Annotated in this window: 11 protein-coding genes; 7 read left to right on the top strand and 4 right to left on the bottom strand. The window is 63.0% G+C overall.

What is annotated here, in order from left to right; translation table 11 throughout:
- Nucleotides 1-77: 77 nt before the first annotated feature.
- On the bottom strand, nt 78-1,244 hold the full coding sequence (locus I2I01_RS10600) for an NAD(P)/FAD-dependent oxidoreductase (protein WP_196286408.1): 1,167 nt from the start codon (nt 1,242-1,244) through the stop codon (nt 78-80).
- A 172-nt stretch (nt 1,245-1,416) separates the two neighbouring features.
- On the opposite strand from I2I01_RS10600, the gene I2I01_RS10595 reads away from it, so the two are divergent.
- From I2I01_RS10595 to I2I01_RS10575, 5 genes are all read left to right on the top strand, one after another.
- The gene (locus I2I01_RS10595; RefSeq protein ID WP_196286407.1) at nt 1,417-2,124 is read left to right on the top strand and encodes a GAF domain-containing protein; all 708 of its coding nucleotides are present in this window, start codon (nt 1,417-1,419) and stop codon (nt 2,122-2,124) included.
- Nucleotides 2,125-2,314: 190 nt separating this feature from the next.
- Complete coding sequence (locus tag I2I01_RS10590; protein ID WP_196286406.1) at nt 2,315-3,025, top strand: GAF domain-containing protein; 711 nt, start codon at nt 2,315-2,317, stop codon at nt 3,023-3,025.
- Nucleotides 3,026-3,146: 121 nt separating this feature from the next.
- Nucleotides 3,147-4,313 (top strand): 1-deoxy-D-xylulose-5-phosphate reductoisomerase, encoded by a 1,167-nt coding sequence (locus I2I01_RS10585; RefSeq protein WP_196286405.1) that lies wholly within the window; start codon nt 3,147-3,149, stop codon nt 4,311-4,313.
- A 131-nt stretch (nt 4,314-4,444) separates the two neighbouring features.
- Nucleotides 4,445-5,788: an RIP metalloprotease RseP gene (gene rseP, locus I2I01_RS10580; protein WP_211537904.1), complete on the top strand. Its 1,344-nt coding sequence runs from the start codon at nt 4,445-4,447 to the stop codon at nt 5,786-5,788.
- Nucleotides 5,789-5,878: 90 nt separating this feature from the next.
- Nucleotides 5,879-6,376, top strand: a complete 498-nt coding sequence (locus I2I01_RS10575; protein WP_196286404.1) for a DUF6702 family protein — start codon at nt 5,879-5,881, stop codon at nt 6,374-6,376.
- Between the two features lie 40 nt (nt 6,377-6,416).
- Here the strand turns inward: I2I01_RS10575 and I2I01_RS10570 are convergent, their stop codons facing one another.
- Both I2I01_RS10570 and I2I01_RS10565 read right to left on the bottom strand, forming a co-directional pair.
- Nucleotides 6,417-7,082 carry a DUF2461 domain-containing protein gene (locus I2I01_RS10570; protein WP_196286403.1) on the bottom strand — a complete coding sequence of 222 codons (666 nt, stop codon included), beginning with the start codon at nt 7,080-7,082 and terminating at the stop codon, nt 6,417-6,419.
- 60 nt (nt 7,083-7,142) lie between these two features.
- The gene (locus I2I01_RS10565) at nt 7,143-9,617 is read right to left on the bottom strand and encodes a bifunctional YncE family protein/alkaline phosphatase family protein (RefSeq protein ID WP_211537903.1); all 2,475 of its coding nucleotides are present in this window, start codon (nt 9,615-9,617) and stop codon (nt 7,143-7,145) included.
- Nucleotides 9,618-9,825: 208 nt separating this feature from the next.
- Between I2I01_RS10565 and I2I01_RS10560 the strand changes: the two genes are divergently transcribed.
- Both I2I01_RS10560 and I2I01_RS10555 read left to right on the top strand, forming a co-directional pair.
- Complete coding sequence (locus I2I01_RS10560; RefSeq protein ID WP_211537902.1) at nt 9,826-10,563, top strand: L,D-transpeptidase family protein; 738 nt, start codon at nt 9,826-9,828, stop codon at nt 10,561-10,563.
- 162 nt (nt 10,564-10,725) lie between these two features.
- Complete coding sequence (locus tag I2I01_RS10555) at nt 10,726-11,814, top strand: WD40 repeat domain-containing protein (RefSeq protein WP_196286401.1); 1,089 nt, start codon at nt 10,726-10,728, stop codon at nt 11,812-11,814.
- Between the two features lie 133 nt (nt 11,815-11,947).
- On the opposite strand, the gene I2I01_RS10550 is transcribed toward I2I01_RS10555, so the two are convergent.
- Nucleotides 11,948-13,381: a DUF5723 family protein gene (locus I2I01_RS10550; RefSeq protein WP_196286400.1), complete on the bottom strand. Its 1,434-nt coding sequence runs from the start codon at nt 13,379-13,381 to the stop codon at nt 11,948-11,950.
- Nucleotides 13,382-13,562 lie beyond the last annotated feature (181 nt).

Here is a 13,562-nt window from a genome sequence, read left to right as displayed (position 1 = left end):
ACGGCTTATTCTTAGCCAAAACGGATTAAAAGCGAATTAAAACTGTCGCTGTGATATGGTCCACCAACTTCGGCCTGCTACCCAATAGCTTTCTGCACCCAGGGCTTCAGCCCCGGCACCCGGGCCAGGCGCACGGCCGCATTCACCAGCCACGCCTTGTTGCTGAGGAAGCGCATGAGGCGGTAGCTTTTGGCCAGCTTCCGGCCGATTTTATGCTCTACGCGCGCATCATACTGCCGCATAAATTCGGCGCTGAAATCCTGCTTTTCAAAGCAGGACGCAGCCTGCGCGCCCGCTAGTATTCCGCTCTGAATGGCCGTATCGATGCCGTGGCCCTGAAGAGGGTCAATCAGCGAAGCCGCGTCGCCGCACAGCATAAACCGGCCACCACTAATGGGCCGCGTGCGCCCCCCGCCCAGCGGCAGACCGAAGCCGACGATGGGCCCCAACTGCCGGGCCTGGGCAAAGCGGCCGGCCAGCTCGGGGTGGGTGGCCAGCACCCGGGTTAGCGTTTCCTTGAGGTCGACTTTGTGCGCCGATACAATTTCGGACAGCATGCCCAGGCCCACGTTGCAGCGCCCCTCCCCCACCGGAAACAGCCACACGTAGCCGGCCAGGTAGTCGCTGCTTAGGAAAAACTCCGTGGTGCCGCTGCTGGCGCCGCCCACGTTTTCGTAGTAGGCCCGCACGCCGGCGCAGTGGTGGGCACGGTCGAGCGGGGCGGGCAGCAGTTTGCGGCCCACCACGGAGTTGGCGCCGTCGCAGCCCACCACCACGCCGCAGGTCAGCTCGGCGCCTTCGGCCAGGTGCAAGTGCACGGCTGCGGGGGTTACCTGCAGGCTTTTGAGCACCGTGTTTTCCAGAATGGTGGTGTCGGAATGCGCACGCACCAAGCCCAGCAGGGCCGCGTCGAAGGTTTCGCGGGGGCTGTTGAAGCTGGGCAGCTTCCACTGCAGCGTGAGGCCGGCGCCGCTGGGGGCCACAAGGCGGGAGTCGCGCACATCATCGCGCGGCTGCAATTGCCAGAGCTGCTCCACGAAGGCAGGGTCGAGCTGGCGCAGGGCCTTGAAGGCCTGGCCCGGCACGGCGTCGCCGCACACCTTGTCGCGCGGAAACTGGGCCTTGTCGAGCAAGGCCACGCGCAGGCCGCTGTGGCGCAGGGCTAGCGCGCAGGCCGTGCCCGCCGGCCCGGCGCCGATAATGGCGACGTCGTAGTCAAGAGTATTTTCGGGAAAACCAGACACGACGCCAAAGGTAACCGGTGGCGCCCGGCGGGCCTTCAAGGACGCGAAAGGCTCTTTTGTGCGCAGCGAAGCCGCTTCGCGGTTTTCCCAATTTGGTTCTGGTCAAAACAGGCGTAGCCAACCGTCCTGTTTTTTCGTTAGCTTGCTACCGACCATTCCATTCTACCGGACTGTGAACCCGCTCCTCACTTCTCTGATTCCGGCCGATGACGAGGCCCGCTTGCGGGCCCTTGAACGCTATCAATTGCTCGACGCCCGCAGCGAAAAAGTGCTTGATGACGTGGTGGCTACCATCGCCAGTCTGTTTCGGGTATCCAACGCCATGCTTTCCATCGTGGAGAAGGACACGGTGCTGGTGAAATCGCCCTACAACCTGCCGGCCCCCATCGAGCGGGTGCCCCGCGGGCAAAGCGTCTGCTCGTCCACCATTTTGCAAGACGATACGGCCGTGTTCGAGGACCTGGAGAAGACCGGCGTGCCCGGCGTCGACCTGACGCTGGTGCGGCAACTGGGCCTGCATTTTTACGCCGGCCACAGCCTGCGCACCCCCGATGGTCACAACCTCGGCACCCTCTGTTTGCTCGACGGCCCGCCGCGTCGCTTCACCTCCGCCGAACGCTCGTTGCTGGGCCTTTTGGCGGCCATGGTGATGCGCCTGCTGGAGCTGCGCCGCGCGCTGGGTCCCCACGCCGGCTTCACGTCCTCGCTCTGGGAAATTGTGTACCGCGCCATCGGCGAGCAGCTGAAACGCCTGACCGACCTGGCGCAGCGCACCAGTCACGCCACGGGCCGGCAGCTTTCCCCGGCCGCCGCGCAGGAGGCCGGGGCCATCGTGGGCATCATCGACCAATTTCTGGCCTCGACGCTCCAACGCCGTTAGCCCCGCGACCACGGGGCCGCTCGGGGCGCCATTAGAATTGGTGGCAGCTACAATTGCACAATACCGGACAACGCACGCAACCCTGCCCCGCTGCCTGCGGTACAAGTAGCAGGTGGCCTGGCAGCCTGCGCATCTGGCTTGCGGCCAGCAGGGTTTGTTTTTTTACTGGCCAGCCTTTTTACTTCTTGCTTTGGTTGATATTTCCAATCCCCTGATACCGGCCAACGACGCGGCCCGCCTGCAGGACCTGGCCAGCTACCAGCTGCTGGACGCCCGCAGCGAAAAGGTGCTCGATGACGTGGTGGCCGCCACCGCCCGCCTGTTTGGCGTGTCCAACGCCATGCTCTCCATTGTGGAGAAAGACACGGTGCTGGTGAAAGCCCCTTACAACCTGCCGGTGCCCATCGAGCGGGTGCCGCGCGAGCAGAGCATCTGCTCCTCCACCATTTTGCAAGACGATACGGCCGTGTTCGAGGACCTGGCCCGGGCCACCATCCCCGGCGTCGACACCTCGCTGCTGTTGCAGCTGGGCCTCAGCTTCTACGCCGGGCACAACCTGCGCACGCCCGAGGGCTACAATCTGGGCTCGCTGTGCGTGTACGACGGCCCGCCCCGGCAGTTTTCGCCCACTGAGCGTGCCCTGCTGGCCACCCTGGCCGGCCTGGTGATGCGCCTGCTGGAACTGCGCCGCACCCTGGGCGCCCACGCCGACAGCACCGCCGTGCTCTGGGAACCCGTGTACCGCGCCATTGGCGGGCAGCTTACCCGCCTCACCGAGCTGGCCAAGCGCACCACGCCCCCCGGCGAGCCGCCGGGCATCACTGAAGCGGTAGTGGCCGACGTGAAAGCCATTGCGGCAGTGGTCGAGCAGTTTGTGGCAGCTACGCTGAAACGGGTATAACTCGTTGTGGTTCCGAGGCGGGAGGAATCTGAGGCATGTGCTTCTGCGGCTCTTTCTCGGTTCCTCCTGTGTCGGAATCTCAACGGGCGTACTTTTGCCTTGTTTCTGTGTCTGTAGCTTTATGGTTGAAAAAAACGAGGTTAAAACACTGGCTTTACTGGGTGCCACGGGCTCTATTGGCACGCAGGCGCTGGAGGTGGTGCGGCAGCAGCCGGGCCGGTTCCGGGTGGCGGTGCTCAGTGCGCAGCGGCAGTGGGAACTGCTGGCGCAGCAGGCGCGGGAGTTCCGGCCCGCCGTGGTGGTTATTGGCGATGACAGCCTGTACCAACCCCTGAAAGCGGCCCTGGCCGACCAGCCCGAAACGGAGGTGCTGGCCGGCGCCGCAGCCCTGGCCGAAGTGGTAACCCGGCCCGAAATCGACATTGTGCTCACTGCTCTGGTGGGCTATGCGGGGCTGCTGCCCACGGTGGCCGCCATCCGGGCCGGCAAAGACATTGCCCTCGCCAACAAGGAAACTTTGGTGGTAGCCGGCGAGCTGATTACCGGCCTCGTGCGGCAACACGGCGTGCGCCTGCTGCCCGTCGATTCGGAGCACTCGGCCATCTTCCAATGCTTGGTGGGCGAAGAGCAAAACCCCATCGAGAAAATCATTCTCACGGCCTCGGGCGGCCCTTTCCGCGGCCGCTCGGCCCGCGAGATGGAAGCCGTAACCAAGGCCCAGGCCCTGAAGCACCCCAACTGGGACATGGGCGCCAAAATCACCATCGACTCGGCCTCGCTCATGAACAAGGGCCTGGAGGTGATTGAGGCCAAGTGGCTGTTCGGCCTGCGCGACGAGCAGATTGACGTGGTGGTGCACCCGCAAAGCATTGTGCACTCGCTGGTGCAGTTCGAAGACGGCTCCCTGAAAGCCCAGTTGGGCCTGCCCGACATGAAACTGCCCATTCAGTACGCCCTGGGCTACCCGCAGCGGTTGGCCAACAGCTTCCCGCGCTTTTCCTTCCTCGACTATCCCACTCTCACCTTCGAGGCGCCCGACCGGGTGGCGTTTCCCAACCTGGAGCTGGCCTTTGGGGCCATGCGGCGGGGCGGCAACGCGCCCTGCGTGCTCAACGCGGCCAACGAAGTGGCCGTGGCCGCATTTTTGCGGGAGCAGGTGGGCTTCCGGCAGATGTCGGACCTGGTGGCTGAGTGCCTGGCGCGGGTGTCGTACCTTGCCGAGCCAATTTTGGCCGACCTGGTGGCCACCGACGCCGAAACGCGCCGGCTGGCCGAAACCCTGGTTTAAGAATGGTTGTCATGCTGACGAAGGAAGCATCTTATCACGGCTGCCTTCGCCAGATTTACTCATAAAGAATGCTGCGCGAGCGTGATAAGGATTTTCGCTCCGTTCAGGATAACAGATAATTACCCCTTCCTTTGGCTATCCTCACCATGATTGGCCAGCTTGTGCTGGCGCTTTCCATCCTAGTTGGCTTGCACGAATTCGGCCATTTCGCCTTCGCCAAGCTCTTTAAAATCCGGGTCGATAAGTTCTACATCTTCTTCGACTTCCTGTTTCCGATGCCCAACGTGGCCAACTTCGCGTTGTTCAAGAAGAAGGTGGGCGAGACGGAATACGGCATCGGCTGGTTCCCGCTGGGCGGCTACGTGCAGATTCACGGCATGATTGACGAGACGCAGGACGCCTCGGCCCTGGCCGGCCCGCCGCAGCCCGATGAGTTTCGGGGCAAGCCAGCCTGGCAGCGCCTGCTGGTGATGCTGGGCGGCATCATCATGAACGTGGTGCTGGGCATCGTGATTTTCACGGCCATGACGACCTACTACGGCGAAACCTACCTGCCCGCCTCGGCCGTGAAATACGGCGTGCTGCCCAACGGCCTGGCCCGGCAGGTGGGCTTCCGTACCGGCGACAAAGTGGTGAAAATCAACGGCCGGCCGTTTGATGAGTTTGACGACATCTACAAGCCCGAAGTGCTGCTCGGCGACAACTCCTACTTCACCGTGGAGCGCAACGGGCAGCTCGAAGACGTGAAGCTGCCGGCCAACTTCCTCGACATGTCGAGCAAGCAAACCGAGGACAGCATCCTGCTGCGCCCCCGCGAAACCTTCGCCGTAGACCGCGTGACGCCCGGCGGCAACGCCTCCAAAGCCGGCCTGCAAGTCGGCGATGTCATCACGACGGTGGCCGGCCGTCCGGTGCAGTTTTTTGACGAGCTGCAGGCCGCCTTGCTGGCCAACAAAGGCAAAACCGTGGCCCTGAACGTGCAGCGCGCCGGCCAGCCCACCACCCTGCAAGTAGCGGTGGATAGCGACGGCCGCATTGGTTTCGAGCGCAAGTCGACGCTCACCTTTGGCACCCGGCACTACTCACTGGCCCAGGCTGTGCCGCTGGGCGTGAAAAAGGCCTTTGGCATTGTGTGGGTGCAGGCCCGCGCTTTCGGCAAGATTCTGACCGGTAAGGCTTCGGCCAAAAACCTGGGCGGTCCGGTCGAAATTGCTCAGCAGTTTGGCGGCGTGTGGGACTGGCAGCACTTCTGGGGCCTGGCCGGCATCCTGAGTATGGTGCTGGCCTTCATGAACCTGCTGCCCGTACCGGCACTCGACGGCGGCCACGTGGTGTTCCTTCTCTACGAGATGATTCTGCGCCGCAAGCCGTCGGATGCTTTCCTCGAAGGCGCCCAGCGCGTGGGCACGGTGCTCATTCTGGCACTAATGGCTTACGTACTGGTGTTCAAGCAACTGCTGAAGCTGTTCAACTAGCCAGTTCCGCTGGCACGAAAGTGGCAGAACGTCATGCAGCGCCGGGCGCTGCATGACGTTCTTTTTTTCTAACAACTCTAATCCTCCCTCATGCGGCTGTTGGTTCTTTTAGCTGCGTTGCTACTGTCGTCGTCCTTCACGGGCGCAACTTTTCACGCCTACCACAGCACCCTCACGGAGCTGCGCTACAACCCGGCCAAGAAGCAGCTGGAACTGTCGGTAAAAGTGTTTACCGATGATTTTGAGAAAACCCTTTCGCAGGGCCAGCCGGCCGCTGTGAACCTGACCGATGCCGGCCCGCGCCCCCTGGCCCTGGCCACGGCCTACGTGCAGCGCACCCTCCAAATCCGCACGCCGGCCGGTGCGCCGCTGCAGGTACAGGTGCTGGGCCTGCAAGCCGAAAACGACGGTTATTGGCTTTACTGTAAGGTGCCGCTGCCGGGCCCAATTGCCGGCATTCAGCTCCGCCAGGGCATGATGCTGGAGGTATTTGGCGATGAGATGAACATCGTCAACATCGACGCCAACGGCAAGAAGCAAAGCGCCCTCTTCCGCGCCGGCCACGAGCAGGAAACCATCAATTGGTAAGCCACTGGGTACTACGACACGCCTGTTCGTAGTACGGGTGCTAAGCGTTTAAGGCGCTGCGGAGCCACTGGCTAAAGGGCACCATGGCTCGGAATACTTCCAGCACATGAGCCCGGAAATCGGGATGCGCCAGCACGTCGGCATCACTCATTGTGTGCGAGGCGATGAAGCTCTTGTGCTTGAGCAACTCGATTTCGGGATGGCTAACATCATAAGCAGCCGGGGACTTTTTGAGCCGCTCGCCGCCCATGCCCCCGAAGTAGCGCTGAAAATCCGGGGCCGCCAGCAGGGTCTTCAATTCATCGGCATTGTAGTCGATTTCCTGGCGGATGGCGGCCAACTGTTCCTTATCGGGCTGGTAGAGGCCGCCGCCGATGAGCGTGCTGCCGTTCGGCCCAAGCTGCACGTAGTAGCCGGGCGTTTCGATATCCTTGCCGCTTGCAGTGAAATAGGCCGAGAAGTGCGTTTTGTAGGGGTCTTTATTGTTGCTGAAGCGCACGTCGCGGTAGATGCGGAAGATACTTTTGCGGCCCTGCGGCCCGGCCAGCACGGGGTCCAGCTTTTGTAATTCGCGGAACCAGTAGTCGGCGTCTTCCTCAAACTGCTTGCGCAGCTGGTCGTAGGTGGGCTTGCGCTCCTGAAACCAGGCGCGGTCGTTGTGCTTGCTGAGGCCGGAGAGGAAGGTAAAAAGGGGCTTGAGCTGCATGGGCATGGAGGAAGTTAGACGGTCGAAATCCCCTCCTCAACTGAGGAGGGGAATTGATGTTTAGTCGTCGCCTTCCTCGTCTTCTTCGCGCTCCGCCTTCGCTTCGCGTAAAAAAGCGGCGCGGCGCGGCGCAGGCATCTGGCTTTTCTCGCCCCGAATGGCTTGCCAGATGTTTTCGTTGAAGGCCAGGTCGGGGGCGGCGTCTTCGCGGCTCATGTCAAAGCGCAAGGCGCGGCGGGCGGGGGCGTTGAAGGCGGTGTTGCGCACGTCCTGCGGTGTGGTGGCGGGGCGCAGCGCGTAGGGCTTGAAGTTGGGCCTGGCGGTGAAGCAGGCCCAGAGTGGCAGGGCGGCGGCATCGTACTGGCTCATGGGCGGCAGGCCGAGGATGAGTTCCAGCGTGCGCAGCATGCCCGAGGTGGTGTAGGCCGTGTGCACCACGGCATTGCGCCGGATGTAGGGCCCCACGAGGTAGGCCGTGGAGCGGTGCGCGTCCACGTGGTCGGGGCCGTTCTGGGCGTCGTCTTCCACTATCATCACCACCGATTCTTTCCAGACCGGGCTGTGGGAAAGGTGCTCGATGAGCCGGCCCAGAGCCAGGTCGTTGTCGGCGGCGTAGCTCAGGGGGTGTAGCTCGCCCTTGCGGGCACCGTAGGTGTGGTCGTTGGGCAGACGGATGATGCTGAGGTTGGGCAGTTTGCCGGCGGCCACCAGCTGGTCAAAATCCTTCTCCCACACCTTCTCCCGGTCCACGTCCTTCACCTTCAGGTTGAAGCCTGCATACTCCTTGCAGTAGTTGGCCGCGATGGCCGGCTTGGTGGGCTTGCCCCCAAACACGAACTCGCCGTAGGAGCGGAAGGTGCGGCCCGCGCGCAGGCAGTAGTCCCACAGAAAGCCGTCTTTGGGCTCGGCCACTTCGCCTTTGTTGCCCTCAAAATCATACTCGCCGCCGCGGCTGCTGTAGTAGGTGGGCCAGGTTTTCTCCACAAAATCGGTGGCGTAGGCGGCCGTGCTCCAGTTGTGGCCGTCGGCACTCACCTCGGCGTCCACGTAAAAATTGTCGAGCAGCACAAACTCCCGCGTGAGGGCGTGGTGATTGGGCGTCACCTTCTCAGGGAAGAGGCACAGGCTGGCGTCGCCGTTGCCGGCGGGCAAGTCGCCGAGCACTTGGTCGTAGGTGCGGTTTTCCTTGATGATGTAGAACACGTGCTTGATGGGCGACTTCTCTCCCACCCGCTGCGGCACGGGGTTGCCGGCCGGCACCTCGGGCGAAGCCTCGCGGCTTTTGCTGAAGGGCGTATTGGCGTACACTTGCGCCGAGTACGCGGCCATGGCCTTTTCATCGGGCAGGGGAAGGCGCGAGAGCGAGCTTTTCAGCAGCCCGCCGATGTAGCCGGCGCCTTTCTCACCCACGTCGCGCACGGGGTTGGGGCCGTTGGGGTTGGGCAGCGAGGTGCTGCCCTTGCCGTTCACCACCAGCAGCTGCCCGCCGGCCACGCGCACCGCTGTGGGGTACCAGCCCGTGGGCACGAAGCCCAGCGGCCGGATGGCGCCGGGGCCCTGAATATCGAACACCGCCAGGCAGTTGTTGTCGGCATTGGCCACAAAAAGCCGGCTGTCGTCGTCACTGACGGCCACGCCGTTGGGCGTGCTGCCCGTGGGCGAATCCGGAAACAAGGCCGTACCCAAAGTGGCGACCACGCGGCCTTGTAGGGTGCTTATTACCGAAACCGAGTTGCTGTTGGCATTGGCCACAAACAGACGGCTGCCGTCGTGGCTGATAACCATGTCGCTGGGGTGGCTTTCGACGGGGATGGTTGGGAGCAGCACGTTCTGGTCGACGTTGTACATCACCACCGAGTGGCTGCCCCACAGGCTGATGTACAAGCCGTCGCCTTCGGCGTTCAGCACGGCGCCGTAGGCCTGGGTGTGCAGGTCGACGGTGCGCAACAAGCGACGGGTGCGCAGGTCAAAAATGTAGAGCGAATTGTCTTCGCGCGTGACGGCGTACAGGCGCTGGCGACGGCCGTCGACGGCAATGCCGGCCACCCCTATTTTCTGCTTCGGCCAGGGCGCGCCCAGCACAAAGGCGCTGTCGGGGCGCAATTTCTGGCCTTCGACTTTGAAGGAATAGACGCAGTTGCGCTGCCCGCCCGAGGCATAGAGCGTGCGGCCCTCGGGCCCAAAAGCCAAGCCCGCCCAGGCAGCCGGCACCACTTTGGTATCGAGTGCGATGCCGGTGCCCACGTCCAGTAGCTGCACCGAATTTTCGCCCCAGCCGGCGTTTACTACGGCAGCCAGACGGCCGTCGGGGCTCACTTGCAGATTTAGGGCCAGGTCGCCGAGGGGCGTGGTGGTGCCGGCCGGGCTTAGCTTCCAGCCGTTGGACAGGCGCGTTTGGGTGGTGCCGGCAATGGGGCCGGGCAGCACGGCGGGGGCTTCGGGCGCGGCTTTCTGGTTGGAGTTGCTGGTGCAGCTGAGCAGCCAGAGCAGCGGCAGCAACAGGGCCAGGCGGCAGAATTTGAGCGGAGAATCCATGAACAAAAGCCGCGCAGTGGCATGGCCGCGCTTGCTGCTGCGAAGGTAGCCGGTGCACTGTTCTAGCGTGGCGCCTCACGCCGGAACAACCATTTTTATCACCCCATAAAATAGAAACACCCGAATGCCGTTGTAAGCGCATTCTCCACTTTCACGGTTTGGGTTTATGCTGCGTCGTTTGTCGTGCTGCGGGTTGCTGATGCTATCTGTGTTCCAATTATTTGCCCAAGGGTGTGGCGCACCCAGCCGCACCCAACAGCCTGATAGCCTGACCGGAAAAAACCCGGCCGCCTTCTGGAAGGACCAACTGCGGTTTCCGCGGGTGCGGGCGGCGCAGGCGGCCATCGGGCCGGCGCTGGCCACGCGGCTGCGCGCCCACTCCCTCGAAGCCAAGCGACTGGAGGTTTTTATCCGAATGATAAAAAGTCGCGCCGAACTGGAAGTGTGGGCCCGCAACCAGGGCGGCGGCCCGTTTCAGCTGTTTGAAACGTACCCCCTCTCGGCTACGTCGGGCACGCTGGGCCCCAAGCGCCGCGCCGGCGACTACCAGGTGCCCGAGGGCTTCTACGAAATCGACCGCTTCAACCCCAAAAGCAACTACTACCTCTCGCTGGGCCTGAACTACCCCAACGCCGCCGACCGCGCCCTGGGTGAGCCCAACCCCGGCGGCGACATCTTCATCCACGGCGGCGAGGCCTCCATCGGCTGCATGCCCATCACCGACGCCGGCATCGAGGAAGTGTACTTGCTGGCCGTGGCGGCGCGCGCGGCCGGGCAGGCCGTCATCCCGGTGCACCTGTTCCCCTTCCCCATCACCGAAGCCGAGCTGGCCAAGCGCCGCAACAGCCCGCACCAAGCCTTCTGGCGGAGTCTGATGCCGGGGTTCCTGTATTTCGAGCAGCATCACGACGTGGCGGGAGCCGAGGCGCTGGCGGTGGTGCGGTAGGCGTTGAAGCTGGATAGTCGACCAAACTAATCAGCCCGTCATGCTTCGCTGCGCTCTGCATGACGGGCTATTATATCTGTCCATCCAGGACAGCTACCCCCAGCGCACCATTAGGCACGGTTTTTTCGTTTAGCCGCGAAACCAATCCGACCAACCCTGCCCATGAAACGCCTTTTGCTTGCGTTGTCCTCCTTGTTTTTCGCTTTTGCCGCCCAGGCCCAGCGGCCCACCGATTTGTGGTACTTCGGCCAGCAGGCCGGCCTCACCTTTGCCGACGGCACGCCCAAGCCGCTGAACGACGGCAAGATGAGCACCTATGAAGGCTGCGCCGTGGCCACCACGGCCAAGGGCGAGCTGCTCTTCTACACCAACGGCGAAACCGTGTGGAACCGCAAGCACCAGCCCATGCCCAACGGCCGCAAGCTGATGGGCAGCGGCAGCAGCACCCAATCGGCCCTCATCGTGCCCGACCCCGGCTCGGGCAACGTGTTTTACATTTTCACGGTGGCGCCGCAGGGCACGCCCAACGGCCTGCGCTATTCCGTGGTGGACATGACCCGCGACGACGGCTTCGGCGACCTGCCCCGCGTGAACATGCTGCTCATTCAGCCGGTGGCCGAGAAGCTGGCCGCCGTGCGCCACGCCAACGGCCGCGACACCTGGGTGGTGGCCCACCGCTGGAACTCCAACGCCTTCGTGAGCTACCTCGTGACAGCCGACGGCGTGGCCAGCAAGCCGCTGATGAGCAACGTGGGGAGCATGAACGCCGGCCCCGGCCGCAACGCCATTGGCGCGCTCAAGTTTTCGCCCGACGGCAAGCACCTGGCCGCCGCGCTCTGGCGCGAAACCAACAAGTTTGAAATCTACGATTTCGACCGCGCCACCGGCAAAGTGAGCAACCCGCGCAGCTTCGGGCCCTACGCCGAAGCCTACGGCGTGGAGTTTTCGCCCGACGGCTCCAAGGTGTACGGCACCTGCAACGGCACCGGCGGCGGCGAAACCCAAATCTGGCAGTTCGACCTCAAAACCAAGGAAAAAACGCTGGTCGGTAAGTCGGCCAACCGCAAAATCGGCGCCCTGCAGCTCGGACCCGACGGCCGCATTTACGTGGCCCGCGAAGACAACCCCAACCTCGGCGTCATCGAGCAGCCCAACGCCCTGGGCAAGGACTGCAAGTACGTAGATGAGGGCCTGAAACTAGGCGGCCGCCGCAGCAAGCTGGGACTGCCCGCGTTTGTGGTGGTGCCGTAAAGGCTGGAAATACGAAACCGCCTGTCATCCTGAGCGCAGCGAAGGACCTTATCACGTTAAAACGAAATGTTCCAACGTGATAAGGTCCTTCGCTGCGCTCAGGATGACAGGCGGTTTTCTTTGGCCTTCGTCCTTAGTTGCTCGTCGACTCCCCGCCAATCTTAAAGCGCAGCAAGCCAAACGCCACCGACGAATAGGGCGAGTTTTCGCTCACCAAGCCCACTACGTCGCGGGTGCTGACGCCGATTTCCCACACGGGGGTCACGAAGGTGAGGCCCAGCGGCAGGCTTTTGCCGTAGCCGGCGCCGTCGGTGAAACCGCTGCTCAGCTTTATCCAGTTCAGGGGTTTGTAGTCGACGCCCAAGCCTACGAAGGGCGAGGTGAGGTTGCCGGCCACCTTGTTAAGGGGCAAAGTCACGTCGAGGCCGGCCTCGAAAAACTGGCTGATGCGCACGCCGCCGCCCAGGCGCAGCTTGGCTGGCAAGTCGGCCTTGCGCTCCTTGGCTGCTTCGTAGGTGAAGAGCGTCGATTCGGTGTTGCTGAACTGCTTGCTGATTTCGGTGATAACGTCGTAGGTGCTCAGGCCCTCGCTGTTCACCTGCTGCAGTTTCTGGTCCTGGGCCTGCAGCACGTTGCCGGTCCAAGTCATCGAACCCAGGTCGGCCACTGAGGCACCCACGCGCACGATTTTGCCGATTTCGGCCGCCAGGCCAAAATCAAAGCCATTGCCACTGCCCACGGGTTTGAACCCCGTGCCCGACTCCAGGTTAAAGTTGTTACCAGTGGCCAGGTTGCCGTAGTCGATGTTGAAAAGCGGCGAAAGCGCGTTGTAAGCATACAGCGTGCCGCCGGTGGTGCGCACGTCGGCAATGCCAATGCCCTGAATGTAGCGGTAGCCCACCCCGGCCGACAGTTGGAACCCCGTTTTATTCACCACCTGCAGGCCGTAGGCAATGTTGAATTCGCTGGTCCAGGCCGCCTGAATGGCCGTGCCCTCCAGAAAAGCCGCCACCCCAATGGTCTGGCCCGTGGGCGTGACGTTGCCCGACGCGTAGGCATAGTAGGGCTGCAGGCTGGCCGCCGACTTGCCGTTTACAATAACATCGGCCGCATTCTTGTTCAGGGCCAGGTGGCCGGCTATGCGCTGGCGGTTGCTGATGGCAATGCCGCCCAGGCCGTTGGGCAGGGTCACGGCCAGGCCCAGCGTGGTTACGTCGGCGTTCAGGTTCAGCACGTTCTCGCCGGACAGCTGCTGCACCAGCGTGGTGCGGTCGGCGGGCGTCAGGCCCTGCTTGCCGTTGTAGAGGATGTTCTTGAAGGTTGAGCGGGTGAGCGACTGCGAGCCCGCCCCTACCCCGGTTTCGGCGATGGTGAAGGCTACTTTGAAATCGGTGTTGCGCCCCAGATTGGCCGGGTTGATGCCAATAACCTGGTAGTCGGTGGCGAAAGTGTTGATGACGCCGCCCCGGCCGGTGGCCGAGAAGTTGCTCAGCTCATTTTGAGCCCACGCCGAGCCCGGAAGCGCCAGCCCCAGCGCCAGCAATGCATAGTAAAAAGGTGCTTTCATATCGAAGGCAGTGAAAAAAGATGGACAACGGAGAGGTGGGAGGGGAAGGGCGGGGCGCAAAGAACCCGCAAGCGCCCAGCAGCATCGACCGCAGTCGCCCAACGCCTGATGCGCGTCGACTATTGCCGTTTTTCAGCCCTGATAACCGAAACGCCCGTTCTTTGCGAACGCAAGCTAACCC

Source organism: Hymenobacter properus (genome assembly GCF_015694735.1).
In the GTDB taxonomy this organism is placed as follows: Bacteria; Bacteroidota; Bacteroidia; order Cytophagales; family Hymenobacteraceae; genus Hymenobacter; species Hymenobacter properus.
This window is presented reverse-complemented; position numbering and strand designations above follow the sequence as displayed.

Bases quoted from the DNA above. Each gene is read 5' to 3' on its own strand.
- I2I01_RS10570 (WP_196286403.1), bottom strand. From the start codon at position 7,082: ATGCAGCTCAAGCCCCTTTTTACCTTCCTCTCCGGCCTCAGCAAGCAC.
- I2I01_RS10585 (WP_196286405.1), top strand. From the start codon at position 3,147: ATGGTTGAAAAAAACGAGGTTAAAACACTGGCTTTACTGGGTGCCACG.
- I2I01_RS10555 (WP_196286401.1), top strand. From the start codon at position 10,726: ATGAAACGCCTTTTGCTTGCGTTGTCCTCCTTGTTTTTCGCTTTTGCC.
- I2I01_RS10550 (WP_196286400.1), bottom strand. From the start codon at position 13,381: ATGAAAGCACCTTTTTACTATGCATTGCTGGCGCTGGGGCTGGCGCTT.
- I2I01_RS10575 (WP_196286404.1), top strand. From the start codon at position 5,879: ATGCGGCTGTTGGTTCTTTTAGCTGCGTTGCTACTGTCGTCGTCCTTC.
- I2I01_RS10565 (WP_211537903.1), bottom strand. From the start codon at position 9,617: ATGGATTCTCCGCTCAAATTCTGCCGCCTGGCCCTGTTGCTGCCGCTG.